We start from the raw sequence: 18,603 nt of genomic DNA on the forward strand, positions 1-18,603 counted from the left end.
TCTGCCGCTTCAGCGCGGCATATTGCGCGATAATGACCGCCGGATCGTCCGAATAAGGGGGCCAGCGCCAGAATCCGAGGAATTGAGCGTAGATGGTTCGTGCGCTGTGCTCTTTCCCCATGGCGCGCGCTCCGATTTCTGGTGCCTCAACTGCGCGGCATAGTCCGCGTCAGCCACCCTACCGTTGCGATCTTTAAGGAGTCGTAAGGCTGCGTCTAAGCCGGTTTACGTGTATCCGGAAAGGCGCAGGTCCGACGGGTTGCCAGTTTCGGGGCACCGACAGGTTTATGTGCTGTTCGATGATTCGCTAAGGAAATGTCCAGGCCATTCGCTGACTATCCGGTCCTGGCGCAGCGGCGGCCGAAGCGGACGTTCGGCTTTCGAGTTCATATCTGGCATTCCGACAAAGCGGCAGATCCGATATGACCTGGCCTGTATCCTTGATGGGCTTCCTGAATGTTGACGAAGGTGCCGCACAAGCCGCGGCACCAAGATCTGACGCGTTCCAGGATGCTATAAGGCAAGCCTTTTGCCGCGCCGGTTTCGGTAGGGTTCGCCAGCCCGCACTGAAACGAATGAGCGCCCTCAAGATTCCTAATCACTAACGCATCCGGATTACCGGCAATCGCGGCTAGGCGCGGCCGGAAGGTTCGGCGCGCTTCGAACAGCTGTCCGAGCTTCAGAAGCAGCGGGCCCGGCTTTGTCTTCTGGGATGACACCCGATTTGATGCGCCTTTCCCATGAATGGTGCGATGCGGTCGCGCCGCTGGTCTTTGTTCGCCACATCACGGATGATAGCGACCAACTGCGCTACAAGCGCGAATTTCCGAGACTCTAGATCTAAGCGATTCGCGGCACTTGATAATTGCGACAACAGCACCGCATCCCTTGGCAGAGCTTGGCCCGCCAGCGTCACAGTTCCACGAATATCCGGATCGAATAGCTCTGGAGCGGGCGCGACAACCCCGCCCTGATTTTCACCGATCAGCGGAATTCGTGTCGGATCGATCCCGCCGCACGCAAGGAGCATTGCGGGACCAGCGAACGGGTCCGCTCGATCCAATGAAAGTGATCCGGGCTATCCATCTCGAGCGGCCCTGGTGTTCGATTATATCAGGACGCGAGCCGTTACTGGGCACCATTTCTCAAGAACCAGCGCTTTGTCGCATGGCGGCATCGCCCGCTTTCAAGCGGGCGATGCGTTGCCTTTCGCGGGGTCAGCGGGTGTTCCGGTTCAGGTCGATGGCGGACTGGACCAGCGCAACATAGCTGGGGGTCATGTTCACCACATATTCGTTCTGGCCCCAGAAGAACGGCCAGTTCTCCTGGTTTTCGGGATAGTCGGGTTTGATCACCAGCACGCCGGGAACGACCCCGCCAGGGATGAACGAGAAGTCGGCCCGGTTGCTGCCATAGGCGACCTCTTTCGACTGTGCGCCCACCCCCGATACGAACGACAGGTTCGAGGCGGGATGCGTGCCGTGGATATAGTCCAGCGCGCGGTACACGCCCGATCCGTCGGACAGCTCGGGAAACGCCTTGTGGATCGCGTAGTCGGTCAGCCCGCTCTGCATGATCGCGCCATTGCCCGCCCAACCGCCGGTGGTGATCGGCACGCCATAGGGGTTGGGGCCGGTGAACGGCTCCTTTGCAGACACGATCTCGCGCGCCGCCTTTTCGACTTCGCTGCGGAAGGCAGCGGGCATCCTGGGCAGGACGCTCAGCGCGGTGCGGATATATTGCGGCGCCTGCTCGGACACTTCGGGCCACAGCTCTGCCACGCGCTTTGCGTATTGTGGCTTGCCGGTGGTGTTCAGCAGCTCGGCGGCGGCGGTGAACTCCTCGCCCGGCAGCCATCCGCCGGTGGTGTTGCCGTGGCTGTATGTGAAGGGCGGGCGGGACTGTACCTCCTGCCAGGTTTCCTCGGCGATGCGCAGCGCCTTGGCGGCCAGCGCGTCGTCGAAACCCTTGAGCGAACGCGAGGCGGCCGCCAGCGCGGCGGCGGTGCCGTAATCGAGCGCGCTGGCGCGGGTGGTGAAGATCCAGCGGTCGTCGGGCGTGCCGCTGTGGGTCGGCGTCCGCTCGCCGAATTCCAGCGATCCGTCATAGATCAGCCCGTCGGTCTTTGACGCCGCGTCGCCCAGATGGGTGTATTGCGCGACATCGGGTTCCACCACCCCGTGCACCGCATGGCCGACCGCATCGTACATCGACACCAGATAGAGCACGCCATGCGCGATCTGCTGCTGGATGTCGGCGTGGCCGTCGGGGACGTGGATCTCGACACGGCGCAGGTCGTGATCGACCAGCGTCTGGTCACGCTCGGGCCGGAACTGGTCCCAGATATGCGCCAGTTCGCGCACCACGGCATATTGCGTCTGGGTGCGGATGTCGAAATCGCCCGCGTCCAGCCAGCCGCCCACGGTCATGCCGGGGATATGCTCGCCCGGCTTGAAGCGCGTGTCGGTGGTCGGTCCCTGCCGGTAGAGGTCGATATGTTCGTGGTTGACGGGTGCCTGCCGCCCATCGTCGCGGTGCGGATCGCCGTGCCACACGCGATAGGCCTCGTTCACCAGCATGTGGTCCATCTGCACCGGCATGAACACGTCCATGCCGGGGTGCCAGGCGTTTTCGTACACATCCTCGGCAATGCGGAAGGGGGCGGTGCGCTGGTCGCGATATTCCAGTGTGTAGAGGCCGGGTTCGCGCACCTGCGAAAAGTCGAAGGTCGCATAGCCGTAGCGCAGGTAATCGCCCCATGGCTGCGGCGCGCCCGATGCCGCGACGGTCTCGTTGCCTTGCGGGTCGATGCGCAGCAGGCGCACTTCGCCTGCCGGGGTGTCGCTGGCATCCATTTCGATCACCGCGCGCTTTTCCTGCTGCGGCACATAGCCCAGCTGCGAATGGCCGATCACCGGTTCGCGCGTCCAGCCGGGGACGGCGTTGGGGGTCAGCGTCCATTCGGCGACGGCACCGGTCTGGCCCGCGGGCAGCAGGCCGCGCACGACGAACCAGCCGTTCTGCGCCTGGTTGCGCCCGTCATAGAGCGCCAGATCGCCGCCCGCGGACTGGATCGTCACGCGGCGCGCCGGATCGTTCGGTGCCAGCACCAGCGTGCGGCCCGTCGCCATCGGCAGGGGTTCGGCGCCGGGGCCGATGTCGCGCCCGCTGGCGGCATTGCGTTCGCCGCCCGCGACCATGTTCGCGGCGGGATAGCGGGGGAAGGCGCCCGGCTTGCCGTCGGCGAAATAGCTCTGCCGGAAATAGGCCGAGGGCAGGAATTCGAGGTTGAGCCCCGCCTTGCCCGCCAGCGCCTGCGGCAGCGGTTCGTCGAGCAGCACGGTCAGCTTCACCGCCTCGCCCGCTTCCTGCGCGACGATGCGGTAGCGGAAGTCGTATTGCGGATATTCGAGCGTGACCTCGACCCGGCCATTGGCGACATCGACCTTGCGGTCGACCATGCGGCCGATCGGGTCCCATTGCCCGGGGGTGGCGGACAGGCGCACGTCGCCGTTGGTGGCGATGCGCTCGCCCTGCTGGATCAGTTCGACGCCGCTGATCTTGGAATCGGCGAACAGCCCGTCGTACCAGTTGGAGAAGACGAGCACGTTGGCGCCCGGCGCTTCGAAATATTCGCTTTCCGACAGGTCCAGCGTTTCGGCGTCCTGCGCAGCCGCGGGGCCGCCTGCCAGGGCGGCCAATGCCGCCGAGCCGAGCAACATGCGTTTCCAGTCCATGATTCTCTCCCGATTGTCTATCGCGTTGTTATCGTTGTGGTAGCGCTACCATTTTCGAAGCGCAAGTGGTCCGGCTTGTCGCCCCCGCAGGCCGCGCGCGCCGGAGGGACGGCGCGCGCGGCGGATCAGCCTGCGGTTTCGATATAGCCGTGCATCGTCAGCCAGTCGGCGAAGGCGTCGAACCAGCCGGTGCTGGTGGTCGCCTTGGGATACATGCCGAAGCCGTGGCCGCCCTGTTCGTAGAAATGGAACTCGACCGGGCGGCCCGCTTCCTTCCAGCTTTCGATCAGGCCGAAGCCGGCATTGGCGAAGAACGGATCGTCGGCGGCCAGCGCCACGAACAGCGGCGGCGCATCGGCGGGAACCGGGAAGTCGGTGATCGGGCCATAGATATTGCCCAGGAACGCGGGGTTCGCTTCCTCGCCGCGCAGTTCGGTCGCCATCGTCAGCATGGCGCCCGCCGAAAAGCCCAGCATGCCGATACGGTCGGGATCGACGTTCCATTCGCCCGCCCGCTCGCGGATCAGGGCAAAGGCGGCGCGGGCGTCGGCGATCTGGGGCGCGATCGCCTTGACCGTCTCCTCCACTTCGGGGCTGGGCGGACGGGCGCCGGGGCCGAACATCTCGCGCATCGATCGCTCGAACCCCGGCATGTCGGCAGGGGTCTGGTTCAGCCGGTATTTCAGCACGAAGGCGGCGACGCCGCGGTCGGCCAGAGCGCGGGCGACGTCCCACCCCTCGTTATCCATCGACAGCGTGCGAAAGCCGCCGCCGGGCGCGACCACCACCGCCGCGCCGGTCGCCTTGGCGGGATCGGGGAGGAACGGGGTCAGCGTCGCTTCGGTCACGTTGCGGGCGAAGCGGCTGCCATATTGCCGGTGCCAGCTTTCCGGCGCCGTGGCGCCGGGCAGGGGCGGAGTGTCCAGGTCGATCGCATCCGGCTGCGCGGGGATGGCGATCGGGGCCATCCGGTCGTCCTGCGGCGCGGCATCCTGCGCCATGGCCGGGAAGGCGGTCGCCGTCAGGGCCAGCGCGGCCATGAGCATGGTTCTGGTCTTCATGCGTATCCTCTCACCTTGCGGTGCCGGGAACGGCCTGTCGCCATTCCCGGCACGTTTTCGTTACCGCAATTGCAGGACGACGATGGACTTTGCGGGGAGCGTGGCGGTAACGGTTCCGCGCGATACCCTTGCGCCGGTGAAGGCGGTGGGGGTGACGACTTCGGGGTTTTCGAAGTCGTTGTGCGCGTCCATCGCGCGGGCGGTCAGGATACGGCCCGTGGCGCCGGCGGGGTTCACGCCGTCGAGCGCGATGGTCACCGGATGGGCGTTGTTCGGGTCGACATTGACCAGCGCCAGATGCACCTGCCCGTCGGTGCCGCGCACCGCCGACACGCTGACCGCCGGGATCGACACGTCGTCCTTTTCATACATCGGCGCGGCGACGTCCACCGGAAGGGCGGTCGCGCCCTGCCACGGTTCGTACATGTCGAACACGTGATAGGTCGGCGTCTTCACCATGCGCGGACCGTCGGTCAGCAGCATCGCCTGCAGCACGTTCACCATCTGCGCGATGGCGGCCATCTTCACCCGCTCGGCATGCTTGGTGAAAATGTTGATGTTGAGCGCGGCGACCATCGCGTCGCGCAGGCTGTTCTGCTGCTGCAGGAAGCCCGGATTGGTGCCCGGCGCGGGATCGTACCAGGTGCCCCATTCGTCGACCGCCAGCATCACGCGCTGTTCGGGATCGTACTTGTCCATGATCGCGGAATGGCGGGTGATGAACTCGTCCATCTCCATCGTGTGGTCGAGCGTGGATGCCCATTCGCTTTCGGGGAAGCCCAGCGCGGGGCCCTTGTCCTCCCAGGTCGCGTCGCGCGGGCGGGTATAGAAATGCAGCGCCAGCCCGTCGATCAGCTTGCCCGAGATCTTCATCATCGTCTCGGTCCACTCATAGTTGGAATCCGACGGGCCGCTGGCGATCTTGAGCATCTCGCCCGTGCCGGGCTTGGTGAAGGTGACGAAGCGATTGGTCAGGTCCGCGGCATATTCGGCGCGCATGTTGCCGCCGCAGCCCCACAGCTCGTTGCCGATGCCCAGGTAATCGACCGTCCAGGCATCCTCGTGCCCGTTGGCCGCACGCTCGCGCGCCAGCGCGGTGGTGCCCGCGGGCGCGGTCATGTACTCGACCCACTGCGAGGCTTCGGCGGGGGTCCCGCTGCCGAGATTGACCGAGACATAGGTGCGCGCGCCCAGCCGCTGGGCAAAGCCCATGAACTCGTGCGTGCCGAAGCTGTTGTCCTCGTTCACGCCGCCCCAGTTGGTGTTGATCTTGACCGGGCGGTCCTCACGCGGGCCGATGCCGTCGCGCCAGTGATATTCGTCGGCGAAGCAGCCGCCGGGCCAGCGCACCATGGGCACGTTGATGTCCTTCAGTGCCTGCAGCACGTCGGTGCGATAGCCGCCGTCGTTGGGGATGGGCGAATCCTCGCCCACCCAGACGCCGCCATAGATGCCGGTGCCCAGATGCTCCATGAACTGGCCGAACACGTCGGGATGCACCTGCGCGCCCGGCTGGTCAGCCTCCACCGTCACCACCGCGCCCTCGCCAGCGGCGCGGGGCTGTGCTTGCGCCTGGGCTTGCGCCTGCGCCGGCAGCGGGGCGGCTGCCAGCGCCAGGGCGAGCGAAAGCCCCGGCAGGGCGCGCTTGCGGATGGATGATTCACGGGTCTGGGTGGATGCCGCTGGCATGGCTTTCACGATAGGACTCTCCATAATGCCGCCTGTTTCCGGCGACCTGATCGACTGCATTGTCAAATTGCTACTTGTAGGAGTAATAGAGGTGCAATCCGGCTGGTCAAGACGGAACACCTGTGTGTCGAACCGGAACGGGACGAAAGCCCCAAAACGCGAAAAACCCGTTATGAATGCTTGGCCCCGACGCGTGGTAGCGCTATCACCCGGGGCGCGGCTCGTTCAGAGGCTGATTGAGGAGATAGAGGATGCGGATCGGACTGGTTTCACTGGCAGCGCTTGGACTGGCGCTGGGCGCGTGCCAGAATCAGGCGGAAGTCGACACGATGGCGGCAGCGGGCGGCGATGCGGTATCGCCCGACGGCCGCAGCTATCTCTCGCAGCCGCTGACGAGCGAGATCTATACCGCCGATCCTTCGGGCCACGTGTTCGACGGCAAGCTGTATATCTATGCCAGCCACGACATCGATGCGGGCATTCCCGACGACGACCTGGGCAACCAGTACGCGATGCGCGACTATCGCATCCTGCGCATGGACCGTCCGGGCGGGCCGGTGACGGTCGGGCCGGTGGCGCTGGACGTCAAGGACGTGCCCTGGGCATCGCAGCAGATGTGGGCGCCCGATGCGGCCTACAAGGACGGGACCTATTACCTGTACTTCCCCGCGCGCGACAAGACAAAGGACAAGAACGGCGTCGGCGCCTTCCGCATCGGGGTGGCCACCTCGAAGAGCCCGATGGGGCCGTTCGTGCCCGAGCCGAACTATATCGAGGGAAGCTTCTCGATCGACCCGTCGGTGTTCACCGACGACGACGGCACCAGCTACATGTATTTCGGCGGCATCTGGGGCGGCCAGCTGCAGCGCTGGAACAACGGCGTCTATGATCCGCAGGGGTCGGACACCGACCTGATGCAGGACGACCAGCCCGCGATTTCGGGCAAGGTCGCGCGGCTCAGCCCCGACATGAAGAGCTTTGCCGAACCCGTGCGCGACGCGCTGATCGTGGACGAGGCGGGCAATCCGGTGCTGGGCGGCGACCACGACCGCCGCTTCTTCGAGGCGGCCTGGGTCTTCAAGCGGGACGGGAAGTACTACTTCACCTACTCGACCGGCGACACGCATTACCTGAATTATGCGATCGGCGATTCGCCCTATGGCCCGTTCACCTACAAGGGTCACATCCTCGAGCCGGTGCAGGGCTGGACTTCCCACCATTCGATCGTCGAGTGGAACGGCAAGTGGTATCTTTTGTATCATGACACGCAGCTGAGCGGGAAGAACCACCTGCGCAACGTCAAGATGACCGAACTCACGTTCAATCCGGACGGCACCATTCCGACCATCAGCCCGTTCACCAACTGATGTTCCTGGGAATCGATATCGGAACGTCGGGCGTCAAGGCGGTCGCGCTGGATGAAACCGGCGCGGTCGCCGGGCAGGGCACCGCTGCGCTTTCGGTGCAGCGGCCGCAGCCCCTGTGGTCGGAGCAGGACCCCGAGGCGTGGTGGCGCGCGACCACCGCCGCGGTGCAGGCGATCGATCCTGCCGTGCGGCGCGCGGTGCGCGGCATCGGCATCGCCGGCCAGATGCACGGCGCGACGCTGCTGGGGGCGGACGACCGCCCGCTGCGGCCCGCGATCCTGTGGAACGACGGCCGCTCCGACGCGGAGTGCGAGGAGCTTGAGGCGCAGGTGCCCGAGCTTCGCCGCATCACCGGCAATATCGCCATGCCCGGCTTTACCGCGCCCAAGCTGGTCTGGGTCCGCAAGCACGAGCCCGCGATCTTCGAGCAGGTCGAGACCGTGCTGCTGCCCAAGGACTATGTCCGCCTGCGCATGACGGGGGACAAGGCGTCCGACCTGTCGGATGCGGCCGGCACGCTGTGGGTCGATGTCGCGCAGCGCCGCTGGAGCGACGAGGTGCTGTCGGCCACCGGCCTTGGCGAAAGCGCGATGCCGCGCCTGTACGAGGGCAATGAAATCACCGGATCGCTGCGCGGCGAGATCGCGGAGCTTTGGGGCATGCCGGTCGTGCCGGTCGTCGCGGGCGGCGGCGACAATGCCGCGGGCGCGGTGGGCGTGGGTGTCGTGTCCGACGGCGATGCGCTGCTGTCGCTGGGAACGTCGGGCGTGATATTCGTCGCGACCGATGAATTCCGGCCCAATCCGGCGCGTGCGGTCCATGCGTTCTGCCACTGCCTGCCCGGCATGTGGCACCAGATGAGCGTGCATCTGTCGGCAGCATCCTGCATCGACTGGGTCGCGCGGCTGACGGGCGCGGCAGGCGCCGCCGACCTGTTCGCGCGGGCCGAGGAAACCGGGCCCGGCACGGGATCGGAGATCTTCCTGCCCTATCTGTCGGGGGAGCGGACGCCGCATAACGACGCGCGCGTGCGCGGCGCGTTCCTCGGCCTCGACAACGATACCGATCCGGGCCGTCTGGCGCAGGCCGTGCTGGAAGGCGTCGCCTTTGCGCTGGCCGACGGGCTGGACGCGCTGCGCGATGCGGGCACCAGGGTCGAGAGCCTGTCGGTGATCGGCGGTGGCGCGCGGTCCGGTTACTGGGGCCGCATCATCGCCGCCGCGTTCGAGGTTCCGCTCGTCTACCTCAAGGGCGGGGAGGTCGGGCCCGCGCTCGGCGCCGCGCGCCTTGCCCAGCTTGCGGTCGACGGCGGCACGCCCGCCGATGTCTGCACACCGCCGCCCGTATCGCACCGGATCGATCCCGAACCGGCGCTTGTCGATCAACTCGCGCCGCGCAAGCATGCCTTCCGCGACGCCTATCCCCGCATAACCCCCAAGAGAGGTCTCTGATGTCCACCGCTTCCGATTATTTCGCCGAATTTCCGGTCATCGCCTATGAAGGGCGCGACGCGGAAAACGAGCTTGCGTATCGCTATTACGACAAGAACCGCACCGTCATGGGCAAGACGATGGAAGAGCATCTGCGCTTCGCCGTCTGCATGTGGCACACGTTCTGCTGGCCCGGTTCCGACGTGTTCGGCGCGGGCACGTTCGACCGCCCGTGGCTGTCGCACCCCGACAGCACCGAAGCCGCCGCGATGAAGCGCGCCACCGCGCTCGACTTCGTGCGCAAGCTGGACCTGCCGTTCTATTGCTTCCACGATGTCGACGTGATGGAAGCGGCCAGCAATGTCGCCGAATACCAGCGCAATTTCGCCACCGCGGTCGACCATCTGGAACAGCTGCAGGGCGAAACCGGCCGCAAGCTGCTGTGGGGCACCGCCAATCTGTTCTCCGACCCGCGCTATGCGGCGGGCGCGGCGACCAGCCCGGATCCCGAGATCTATGCATGGGCCGCGCTGCAGGTCCGCTCTGCCATGGAAGCGACGCACCGCCTGGGCGGCAGCAACTATGTGCTGTGGGGCGGCCGCGAGGGTTACGAGACGCTGCTCAACACCGACCTGAAGCGCGAGATGGACAATTTCGGCCGCTTCCTCAGCCTGGCGGTCGAGCACAAGCACAAGATCGGCTTCACCGGCACGATCCTGATCGAGCCCAAGCCGCACGAGCCGACCAAGCACCAGTATGATTTCGACACGGCGACCGTGTACGGCTTCCTCAAGCGCTATGGGCTCGAGAACGAGGTCTGCGTCAATATCGAGGCGAACCATGCCACGCTGTCGGGCCATACGTTCGAGCACGAGATCGCCATGGCCAATGCGCTGGGCATCTTCGGTTCGATCGACGCCAATCGCGGCGACCACCAGAATGGCTGGGACACCGACCAGTTTCCGAACTCGGTCGAGGAGATGACGCTGGCGATGATCGAGATCATCCGTGCCGGCGGCTTCACCAACGGCGGCTTCAACTTCGACGCCAAGGTGCGCCGCCAGTCGAGCGACGCGGTGGACCTGCTGCATGGCCACATCGGCGGCGTCGACGTGCTGGCGCACGCGCTGCTGAATGCCGAACGCATCATCGAGGACGGCCGTCTCGATGCGTTCCGCAAGGATCGCTATGCCGGCTGGGACGCCGGGCTGGGCAGCAAGATCCATGCGGACGGCACCAGCCTGGCCGACATCGCCGACATGGCGGTGCAGCAGAACCTGTCGCCCAGGCACCGCTCGGGCCGCCAGGAGCGTCTGGAGAACCTGATCAACCGCTTCGTCTGAGGCTTTTTCCGGCCGCCGGTTTGGGCGGCGTTCGGAACGGCGGCCCCGTCATCCGCAAGGGTGGCGGGGCCGCTGCGTTTGGGGGGCTCGGACCGGGAAGGCCCGCAGCCGGGCGCGGGACAGGGTCCAACCATAAAAAAAGGGGGGCAGGTCGCGCCTGCCCCCCTTTCGATGTGTCCCTGTGAAGGGGTCTTACATCTCGTCCACGGCCTTGCTGACCAGCACGTTCACCGCAACGCGGCGGTTCTGCGCCTTGCCTTCGGGCGTGGAGTTGTCGGCCATCGGATCCGCCTCGGCCATGCCGGTCGGGGTCAGCATGCGATAGGGCTTCCAGCCGCAAGCCTGCTGCAGGTGGTTCACCACCCGTGCCGCGCGCTTCTCGCTCAGCACCTGGTTGATTTCCTGGCTGCCGGTGGAGTCGGTATAGCCCACGACCAGCAGCAGCGCGTTTTCCATGGCATCGGCCTGGCTGGCGGTGCTGCACAGCAGGGCCTTGTCCTGTTCGGACAGATTGTACTTGCCGGTGTCGAAATTGACGTTGGTGACGTTCTTCACATTATACTTGTCGATGTCGCCGAAACGACCACGCAGGGCTTCGGTCGCGGCCGCGTTCTGCTGGATCGCAAGCTCGTTCTCGCCAAAGCGCTGGTCGGTGGCGTTGTAGATCATGTTGGCGGTCTTGAGATCCTTGGTCTTGAGATCGATCTCACCCGCGACTAGGCCGCCGTCCCACTGCATCGTCTCGATCGAGACGGGCAGGCCGTTCAGCAATTCGTTCGCTGCCAGCCTGTCCTTGTTCAGGCCGAGGAAGCCGCCGCTCGACTTGATGCGGGTTTCGTCCGTCACGGTCAGCACGGTCTTGGTGCCGTCTTCGGCGGTGATCTGGATGCGGTCGCCGCTGCGTGCGGAGATGATGCCTTCCATATCGGGACCGCGGGTCATTTCCGACATCGCGGGCATCTGGGGACCATAGGTGGTGCTCAGCGTGTCGCCCTGCGGCGCGGGCTGCTCCTGCGCGGCCAGACCCGACATGGGCAGTGCAAGCGAGGCCACCAGCAGCATGGCTTTGGAACGTTTGGTAAGGGCATTCATACAGGTCACTCCTTCGGTTCGTTCAGCCGGCCATCGCGTTGTAACGGGCGTGAAGCCCGATCCCCCCGTGATGCATTGCCCGGCAATCTGATCTCTTCACCCCTCGAAAAAAAGGCGCACGACATTGCTGCCGTGCACGAGCGCTTAAGCTGGTGTTTACATTATGCTTGCCGCTTGATGAACAGCCTTTGCAGGGACGGGCGCGGAATGGTCGGTTCGACCGACCGGTGCGACGAATTGAGGCGAGATGATGGCATGATTGTGCAAAAGCACGTCCCTGCGATGCGGTTTCGAGCGGGGATGTAGGGGCGGCGGGACGGACCGATCGATGGCGAAAAGCGTGCTTCAAGTTCGGATTGCGGCGCGATGTCGGTCGATACGGAGATATGCCGGTCAGCAAAGCATCCATCCCATCCCAGTCCTGGCGGCGATGGAGCGGATGGTGGGCGCGGCAGGGATTGAACCTGCGACCCCACCCGTGTGAAGGGTGTGCTCTACCACTGAGCTACGCGCCCGCTGACGTCAGGAGGGGACCAGAATCACCCTTGCGTCGGCAGAGGCGCGCCTTTGCCAGAGCGTGAAGCCGTTGACAAGCACCCCGTTACCGGTAGAGGCCCGAACCCCATGACCGAAGAGAACAACTCGCCCGATTCCGCGCCCGAAGCGGCGCCCCAGGATGCCGCTCCCGCCAAGGCAGGACCCGACGTGCCGCCCGATCATCTGGCGATCGATCCGCGCAGCCCGCATTTCGATGGCGATGTGCTGCGCCGCGGCGTGGGCATCCGCTTCAAGGGCACGCAGCGCACCAATATCGAGGAATATAGCATTTCCGAAGGCTGGGTGCGCGTGCAGGCGGGCAAGACGATGGACCGCAAGGGCCGTCCGCTGACCATCAAGCTGAACGGCCCGGTCGAAGCATGGTTCGAGGATCTGGGCGAGGACGCTCCGGTCGCGAAAGCCGGCTGACCGGCCACAAAGCCTGCGCAATTGTGTTGCAAGGCGGCGTGATAAGCGCCACCTGACAGCCATGCTACCCCAAGTCGTGATCATCGGACGCCCCAATGTGGGCAAGTCGACCCTGTGGAACAGGCTGGTCGGCAAGAAGCTCGCGCTGGTCGACGACCAGCCGGGGGTGACGCGCGACCGCCGTTTCGGCGATGCCGAGCTGCTGGGGATGAAGTTCCAGATCGTCGACACCGCCGGGTGGGAAGACGACGATCCCGCCAGCCTGCCGGGCCGCATGCGCGCCCAGACCGAGGCAGCGCTGGTCGGCGCGGCGATGGCGCTGTTCGTGATCGATTCGCGCGCCGGGCTGACCCCGCTCGATGAGGAAATCGCCCGCTGGCTGCGCGGGCAGAGCGTGCCTGTGGTGCTGGTCGCCAACAAGGCCGAGGGCAAGGCGGGCGACGCGGGCCTGTACGAAAGTTTCGCGCTGGGCTTTGGCGATCCCGTCGCGCTGTCGGCCGAGCACGGCGAAGGCGTGGCCGATCTGTTCGAGGCGATGCTGCCGATCCTGGATCCGCTGCAGCCCGAAGAGGAAATCGCGGAAGAGGACGACGGCGAGGAAAGGCCGCTCGGGCCGCTGAAGCTGGCCATCGTCGGGCGGCCCAACGCGGGCAAGTCGACGCTGATCAACCGGCTGCTGCAGGAAGACCGGCTGCTGACGGGGCCCGAGGCGGGGATCACCCGCGATTCGATCACGATCGACTGGCACTGGACCGATCCGCGCACCGACGAGCCGCGCGCGGTCAAGCTGATCGACACCGCGGGCATGCGCAAGCGCGCCCGCGTAATCGACAAGCTTGAGCGCATGGCGGTGGCCGATGCGCGCCACGCGGTCGATTTCGCCGAGGTGGTGGTGCTGCTGCTCGACGCGACGCTGGGGCTGGAGCACCAGGACCTGAAGATCGCCGCCCATGCGGTCGAGGAAGGCCGCGCGCTGATCATCGCGATCAACAAGTGGGACGTGGCGGCGGAGCCTTCGTCGCTGTTCAACGGCATCCGTGCCGCGCTGGACGAAGGTCTGGCGCAGGTGCGCGGCGTGCCGCTGGTGGCGGTGAGCGCGCGGACCGGCAAGGGCACCGACCAGCTGCTGCAGGCCGCATTCGACATTCGTGACCAGTGGAACCGGCGCGTGCCGACCGCGGGGCTGAACCGCTGGTTCGACGATGCGATGGCCGCCAACCCTCCGCCCGCGCCCGGCGGCAAGCGGATCAAGCTGCGCTATATCACCCAGGTCGGCGCACGCCCGCCGCGCTTCGTGATCTTCGGCACAAGGCTGGACGAGCTGCCCGAAAGCTATCGCCGATATCTGGTGAACGGCATCAGGCGGGAACTGGGCTTTGGCGCGGTGCCGGTGCGGCTGATGCTGCGCAGCGCCAAGAACCCCTACGCCACCAAGGAGTAGGCGGCGCAGGCCGTCAGGGTCCGTCCCGGCAATAGCGGATCATCTCGGGCGAATTGAGATGGGCGCGCAGCGTTTCGCTGCCTTCGGACCAGCGTGCGGCGGGATCGTCGCGCAACGCGCAGACCAGCGCCAACGCCTCGGCATTTTCGGCCAGCGCGTGATAGGCGGGAAGGCCGAGCACCGATACGTCCTGTCCGCGGATCCGCCCGTCGACGCGGCCCACGAAATCCTGTTCGGGACCGCTGACGATCAGCGCGCCAGTCTCGGGATCGGTTGCTGTTTCGGTCGGGGCATCGGCGGTGAAGGCCAGCCAGATCGCCGCGACGACGGTGATGGCCAGCAGGGTCATGGCCAGGATCATCGCCGCCCGGAAGCGCTTCTGCCGCCGAATCTTCAGCGGTTCGCCGATGGATGTCACAGCGCGCCCGTCCGGATCATCGCAGCAGCGTCCAGCACACGGTTCAACGCAAGCGCCAGCTCACGCCCCGGCTCAGGCCTTGTAGCCCGGGCCTTCGTCTTCGCCGGCAGGCTTGCTCTGCAGCTGGACGTAATTGTGCAGGCCCATGCGCTCGATCATCTCGAACTGCGTCTCGAGGAAGTCGACATGCTCTTCCTCGCTTTCCAGGATGCGCTCGAAGATTTCGCGGCTGACATAGTCGCGCACCTTCTCGCAATATTCGATGGCATCGCGCAGCAGCGGGATCGCCTCCATCTCGAGCGCGAGATCGGCGCGGAGAATCTCCTCGACCGTCTCGCCCACCTTCAGCTTGTGGATCGCCTGGAAGTTGGGCAGCCCGTCGAGGAACAGCACGCGTTCGGCCAGGACGTCGGCGTGTTTCATCTCGTCGATGGACTCGTGGCGCTCGTACTCGGCCAGGCGGCGCACGCCCCAGTGGTGCAGCGTGCGGTAATGCAGCCAGTACTGGTTGATCGCCGTCAGCTCGTTGGTGAGTGCCCGGTTCAGGTACTCGACGACTTTGGGGTCGCTCTTCATCGCGAAGATCCTTGCTTTCGAATGTCCGATTAGGATCGGTCATTGCGAAGCGGGGCTGCGCTTGCAAGCATAAACGCCTGTTGCGAGGCGTTCGAAGTAGCAGGATGCGGGTGGCTGCGCGAAAGGCTGGCGGCGATCACGCCGCGCAGGCGCGCTCTTCCATGCAGATGTCGGCCGCTTCGTCGAGGCACTGGCGGCACTGCGGCTCGACCCCCATGCAGCGATAGACCTCTTCCGCGTCGCCGGAACAGCAGCGGGCGGCTGCCCGCAGATCGCCTTCGCGAACGGCGTTGCAGATGCAGATGATCATCGTTGAATGGCCCTCTCTATCCTGGCGGTCTGTCCGGTCGAATCACATCTAATGCGAACTGCTCTCAAAAGCAATAGCGTTGCGAGTGAATTGCAAGAGCGGGGAATGCCGGCAGGGCGGAGTGTTTCACAGGTCACCACGAACGAGGGGATTTGAGGAATATTGCCTTGGATTAACCCAAAATTAGGTTTGAACGCCAAGATTGGGGGTCGATTGAAATGTTCAGGGGGATTCTTGGTGCGCGTTCTCGCATTGGCTTCACAGAAGGGTGGGTCCGGCAAGACCACGCTGTCCGGCCATCTGGCCGTTCAGGCCCAGCGCGCCGGCGCCGGCCCGGTCGTGCTTATCGACATCGACCCTCAGGGATCGCTGGCGGACTGGTGGAACGAGCGCGAGGATGAATTTCCCGCCTTCGCCCAGACCGCCGTCGCCCGCCTGGCGAACGACCTTGCGATGCTTCGGCAGCAGGGCTTCAAGCTGGCGGTGATCGATACGCCACCCGCGATCACCATGGCGATCCAGTCGGTGATCTCGGTCGCGGAACTGGTGGTGGTTCCGACCCGGCCCAGCCCGCACGACCTGCGCGCCGTGGGCGCGACCGTCGACATCTGCGCGCGTGCCAACAAGCCGCTTGTGTTCGTGGTGAACTCGGCGCTGTCCAAGGCGCGGATCACGTCCGAAGCGGCTGCCGCGCTGGCGCAATACGGCACCGTCGCGCCGGTGGTGCTGCATCACCGCACCGATTTCGCCGCGTCGATGATCGATGGCCGCACCGTGATGGAAATCGATCCGCACGGCCGTTCGGCGCAGGAGATGGAGCAGCTCTGGTCCTTCCTGGCCGAGCGTCTGGAAAAGAATTTCCGCCGCAATGTCTTTGCCGGGCAGCAGGGTGCCGCGCCCGTGATGGGCACACCGCGCACGGGCGGCGGTTTCGGCCGCCGCGCGGCTGGATCGTGATCGGGAGGCTATGATGAACGGAATCACCATGGACGCCATGCCTTCGAGCCTGCTCGCCAAGAAGGGTGCGGCCAAGCCGGCCATGCGCCGCCAGTCGCAGGTTCAGCAAGCCGGTTTCGGCAGCAATGCCAACGGCCTGTCGGGCTGGCTGACCGGCGCAGAGGACGATTGCGGCTGGAACGACATGGGCGACACGCCCGCGCCGAGCGCCGGCGGCAGCGTCATCGGTCTGACACCGGTCAGCGGCAAGGCCGATTCGCTCTATCTGCACGCCAGCGGCGACGATTGGGACGAGGCCGAGGGCTATGACGAGGACCAGCGGGCCGAGCCCGGCTGGACGCCGGCGCCGGTCGCGGCCGCGAATCCGGTCGGCGCGATGCAGAGCCGCCTGCGCGAAGCCGCGGTGCCCGCACCGCAACCCGCCTTTGCCGACGGTTCGGCAGCCAGCTTCGAGCAGCCTGCCTTCACCCGCCCGGACCCAGCCATCGAAGACGCCGAATCGCCGGTCGGCCTGCTGGGCCATGTCCGCGCGATGCTGGTGCATCTGGGCGCGATGATCTTTGGCCGCGGCCCCGTGCTGGTGGTGCATCCCGATCACGCGCTGCGCGAAAAGCTGTCCAACGCCGCCGCCCGCGAGGGTTGCAGCGAGGTCGAGATCGCCGAACGCGCGATCCTCCGCTATGTCGACACCGCGCCCAGAACCGGCTTTACGTCGTCGCATGTGATGGGCAACGCCTGACCGCCAAAGGATAGGTAAGGACGCAATGATGAAGACCCGTATCCGCCGCAAGGCCCTGCTGATCGCGCTTGCCGGCGCGACTGCCGCGGCGCTGCCCGTGGCCGCCCCCGCGCGCGACAATGCCCAGAAGGCGGAAGCGGCGCTGGCCAGGGAAAATGCCGACAAGGCGGTATCCTATGCCGAGCGGGCGGTGATCGAGAATCCGCGCGATCCGGAAACCCGCGTGCTGCTGGGCCAGGCCTATCTCAAGGCGGGTCGCCTGATGTCGGCCCGCGATTCGCTTGCGGCTGCGGTGGAACTGGGCGATGCCAGCCCGCGCACCGCGCTGATGCTGGCGCTGGCGCAGGTCGGCGCGGGCGAACCGCGCCTTGCCATCGGCACCATCAACATGCAGGGCAGCGCGATCCCCGCTGCCGACCGCGGCCTGGCGCTGGCTCTGGCGGGCGAGACCGCGCGCGGGGTGGAGGTCATCTCGGCCGACATCCGCGCGGGCAACAACACCCCCAAGTCGCGCCAGAACCTGGCCTATGCCTATGCCCTGGATGGCCGCTGGCGCGAGGCGCGCGCCATGGCGGCACAGGACGTGCCCGCCGACCAGATCGGCGACCGCATGACCGAATGGGCCAGCACGGCTCGTCCCGACCTTTATGCCCAGCGCGTCGCCGCGTTGGTAGGCGCAGAAGCGGTCGAGGATCGCGGCATGCCGCAGCAGCTTGCGCTGGCCAATTCGGCGCCCATCCCGGTTCAGCAGCCCGCACCGCGGATGGCGGCCGCGCCTGAGCCCGAGCCGGCTTCGAAGCCCGCCCCGGTCGCGGTGGCCGAAGCGCAGTTGGACATTGCCGAGCTGCCGCCGGTGCAGCAGCAGGCCCGGCCTGCGGCCCCGACGAACAGTTCGACCGTGTCGCTTGCCGTGGTGCAGCCTGCGCCAGCCGCGCCGTCCTCGCGCGGGAGGCCCATGCCTGTGGCGGTCGCATCGCTGCCTCCCAGTTCGGCTGCCGCGCCCGCGCCAGCCGCGAAGCCCGCTGCCGAGCCGGTGCGCGTGGCTGCAGCCCCTGCGCCTGCGCCGAAACCTGCGGCCAAGCCCGCTGCAAAGCCCGCCCCGAAGCCTGCTGCCAAGCCGCAGCTGCCCGTTCCGGCGGCGCGCGGCACGCATGTCGCGCAGCTCGGCTCCTATGCCAGCCCCGAGGCGGCGGAGGCCGGCTGGAAGGTGTTCCAGTCGCGCTATGCCAATCTGAAGGGTGCGCAGCCGGTCATCACCAAGGCGACCGTCGACGGCAAGGATTACTGGCGCGTTGCCGCCGGCGGGTTCGACCGCCAGGGCGCGAACGCCATGTGCTCCGCCGTGAAGGCAAGCGGCAATGGCTGCATCCCGATTGCGCAGGCGAATGGCGGCCGCGGCCCGAACAAGGCGCGGCTGGCCACGGTCGACTGATTGATCGCTTCCTTGGGGATGGGGCGCTGCAGTGATGCGGCGCCC

General features: G+C 66.3%; 15 protein-coding genes and 1 tRNA gene. 8 read left to right on the plus strand and 8 right to left on the minus strand.

Going from position 1 to position 18,603, the window contains the following annotated elements; all coding sequences use genetic code 11:
- Positions 1-1,217: 1,217 nt before the first annotated feature.
- The 3 genes from A9D14_RS01600 to A9D14_RS01610 form a co-directional block, all read right to left on the minus strand.
- Positions 1,218-3,737 carry a glycoside hydrolase family 9 protein gene (locus A9D14_RS01600; RefSeq protein ID WP_083987526.1) on the minus strand — a complete coding sequence of 840 codons (2,520 nt, stop codon included), beginning with the start codon at positions 3,735-3,737 and terminating at the stop codon, positions 1,218-1,220.
- 125 nt (positions 3,738-3,862) lie between these two features.
- Positions 3,863-4,798 carry an alpha/beta hydrolase gene (locus A9D14_RS01605; RefSeq protein WP_066842376.1) on the minus strand — a complete coding sequence of 312 codons (936 nt, stop codon included), beginning with the start codon at positions 4,796-4,798 and terminating at the stop codon, positions 3,863-3,865.
- A 60-nt stretch (positions 4,799-4,858) separates the two neighbouring features.
- Positions 4,859-6,487: an alpha-N-arabinofuranosidase gene (locus A9D14_RS01610; RefSeq protein WP_083987964.1), complete on the minus strand. Its 1,629-nt coding sequence runs from the start codon at positions 6,485-6,487 to the stop codon at positions 4,859-4,861.
- Between the two features lie 329 nt (positions 6,488-6,816).
- Between A9D14_RS01610 and A9D14_RS01615 the strand changes: the two genes are divergently transcribed.
- Genes A9D14_RS01615 through xylA form a run of 3 tightly spaced genes read left to right on the plus strand, consistent with a single transcriptional unit; the run spans position 6,817 to position 10,627 of the window.
- On the plus strand, positions 6,817-7,854 hold the full coding sequence (locus tag A9D14_RS01615; protein ID WP_066847883.1) for a glycoside hydrolase family 43 protein: 1,038 nt from the start codon (positions 6,817-6,819) through the stop codon (positions 7,852-7,854).
- Positions 7,854-9,305 (plus strand): xylulokinase, encoded by a 1,452-nt coding sequence (xylB, locus tag A9D14_RS01620; protein WP_066842377.1) that lies wholly within the window; start codon positions 7,854-7,856, stop codon positions 9,303-9,305. The genes A9D14_RS01615 and xylB overlap by 1 nt, the downstream gene beginning before the upstream one ends.
- On the plus strand, positions 9,305-10,627 hold the full coding sequence (gene xylA / locus A9D14_RS01625; RefSeq protein ID WP_066842386.1) for a xylose isomerase: 1,323 nt from the start codon (positions 9,305-9,307) through the stop codon (positions 10,625-10,627). The genes xylB and xylA overlap by 1 nt, the downstream gene beginning before the upstream one ends.
- Before the next feature lie 192 nt (positions 10,628-10,819).
- Here the strand turns inward: xylA and A9D14_RS01630 are convergent, their stop codons facing one another.
- A complete protein-coding gene (locus A9D14_RS01630; RefSeq protein ID WP_066842388.1) occupies positions 10,820-11,719 on the minus strand; it encodes an OmpA family protein in 900 nt (299 codons plus the stop codon).
- A gap of 440 nt (positions 11,720-12,159) precedes the next feature.
- Positions 12,160-12,234, minus strand: a tRNA-Val gene (locus A9D14_RS01635).
- Between the two features lie 109 nt (positions 12,235-12,343).
- Here A9D14_RS01635 and A9D14_RS01640 point away from each other — a divergent pair.
- Positions 12,344-12,685, plus strand: coding sequence for a DUF3297 family protein (locus A9D14_RS01640; RefSeq protein ID WP_083987530.1), 342 nt, complete (start codon positions 12,344-12,346; stop codon positions 12,683-12,685).
- Between the two features lie 61 nt (positions 12,686-12,746).
- Complete coding sequence (der, locus tag A9D14_RS01645) at positions 12,747-14,126, plus strand: ribosome biogenesis GTPase Der (RefSeq protein WP_066842390.1); 1,380 nt, start codon at positions 12,747-12,749, stop codon at positions 14,124-14,126.
- Between the two features lie 13 nt (positions 14,127-14,139).
- On the opposite strand, the gene A9D14_RS01650 is transcribed toward der, so the two are convergent.
- The 3 genes from A9D14_RS01650 to A9D14_RS01660 form a co-directional block, all read right to left on the minus strand.
- Positions 14,140-14,544: a hypothetical protein gene (locus A9D14_RS01650; RefSeq protein ID WP_066842392.1), complete on the minus strand. Its 405-nt coding sequence runs from the start codon at positions 14,542-14,544 to the stop codon at positions 14,140-14,142.
- A gap of 72 nt (positions 14,545-14,616) precedes the next feature.
- On the minus strand, positions 14,617-15,120 hold the full coding sequence (gene bfr, locus A9D14_RS01655) for a bacterioferritin (protein ID WP_066842394.1): 504 nt from the start codon (positions 15,118-15,120) through the stop codon (positions 14,617-14,619).
- A gap of 136 nt (positions 15,121-15,256) precedes the next feature.
- Complete coding sequence (locus tag A9D14_RS01660) at positions 15,257-15,430, minus strand: (2Fe-2S)-binding protein (protein ID WP_066842395.1); 174 nt, start codon at positions 15,428-15,430, stop codon at positions 15,257-15,259.
- A 237-nt stretch (positions 15,431-15,667) separates the two neighbouring features.
- Here A9D14_RS01660 and A9D14_RS01665 point away from each other — a divergent pair, with 237 nt between their 5' ends.
- From A9D14_RS01665 to A9D14_RS01675, 3 genes are read left to right on the plus strand one after another with little or no spacing between them, the layout of a single operon-like run.
- A complete protein-coding gene (locus tag A9D14_RS01665) occupies positions 15,668-16,387 on the plus strand; it encodes a ParA family protein (protein WP_066847889.1) in 720 nt (239 codons plus the stop codon).
- A gap of 13 nt (positions 16,388-16,400) precedes the next feature.
- The gene (locus A9D14_RS01670; RefSeq protein ID WP_157668103.1) at positions 16,401-17,126 is read left to right on the plus strand and encodes a hypothetical protein; all 726 of its coding nucleotides are present in this window, start codon (positions 16,401-16,403) and stop codon (positions 17,124-17,126) included.
- A 28-nt stretch (positions 17,127-17,154) separates the two neighbouring features.
- Complete coding sequence (locus A9D14_RS01675; protein ID WP_198302034.1) at positions 17,155-18,558, plus strand: SPOR domain-containing protein; 1,404 nt, start codon at positions 17,155-17,157, stop codon at positions 18,556-18,558.
- The last annotated feature ends 45 nt before the right edge of the window (positions 18,559-18,603 follow it).

It is taken from the genome of Croceicoccus marinus (assembly GCF_001661675.2).
GTDB lineage: Bacteria > Pseudomonadota > Alphaproteobacteria > Sphingomonadales > Sphingomonadaceae > Croceicoccus > Croceicoccus marinus.

What these genes read in the sequence shown, in the direction of transcription:
- A9D14_RS01600 (WP_083987526.1), bottom strand. Translation starts at nt 3,737, where the DNA reads ATGGACTGGAAACGCATGTTGCTCGGCTCGGCGGCATTGGCCGCCCTG.
- A9D14_RS01605 (WP_066842376.1), bottom strand. Translation starts at nt 4,798, where the DNA reads ATGAAGACCAGAACCATGCTCATGGCCGCGCTGGCCCTGACGGCGACC.
- A9D14_RS01610 (WP_083987964.1), bottom strand. Translation starts at nt 6,487, where the DNA reads ATGCCAGCGGCATCCACCCAGACCCGTGAATCATCCATCCGCAAGCGC.
- A9D14_RS01615 (WP_066847883.1), top strand. Translation starts at nt 6,817, where the DNA reads ATGGCGGCAGCGGGCGGCGATGCGGTATCGCCCGACGGCCGCAGCTAT.
- xylB (WP_066842377.1), top strand. Translation starts at nt 7,854, where the DNA reads ATGTTCCTGGGAATCGATATCGGAACGTCGGGCGTCAAGGCGGTCGCG.
- xylA (WP_066842386.1), top strand. Translation starts at nt 9,305, where the DNA reads ATGTCCACCGCTTCCGATTATTTCGCCGAATTTCCGGTCATCGCCTAT.
- A9D14_RS01630 (WP_066842388.1), bottom strand. Translation starts at nt 11,719, where the DNA reads ATGAATGCCCTTACCAAACGTTCCAAAGCCATGCTGCTGGTGGCCTCG.
- A9D14_RS01640 (WP_083987530.1), top strand. Translation starts at nt 12,344, where the DNA reads ATGACCGAAGAGAACAACTCGCCCGATTCCGCGCCCGAAGCGGCGCCC.
- der (WP_066842390.1), top strand. Translation starts at nt 12,747, where the DNA reads ATGCTACCCCAAGTCGTGATCATCGGACGCCCCAATGTGGGCAAGTCG.
- bfr (WP_066842394.1), bottom strand. Translation starts at nt 15,120, where the DNA reads ATGAAGAGCGACCCCAAAGTCGTCGAGTACCTGAACCGGGCACTCACC.
- A9D14_RS01660 (WP_066842395.1), bottom strand. Translation starts at nt 15,430, where the DNA reads ATGATCATCTGCATCTGCAACGCCGTTCGCGAAGGCGATCTGCGGGCA.
- A9D14_RS01670 (WP_157668103.1), top strand. Translation starts at nt 16,401, where the DNA reads ATGAACGGAATCACCATGGACGCCATGCCTTCGAGCCTGCTCGCCAAG.
- A9D14_RS01675 (WP_198302034.1), top strand. Translation starts at nt 17,155, where the DNA reads ATGAAGACCCGTATCCGCCGCAAGGCCCTGCTGATCGCGCTTGCCGGC.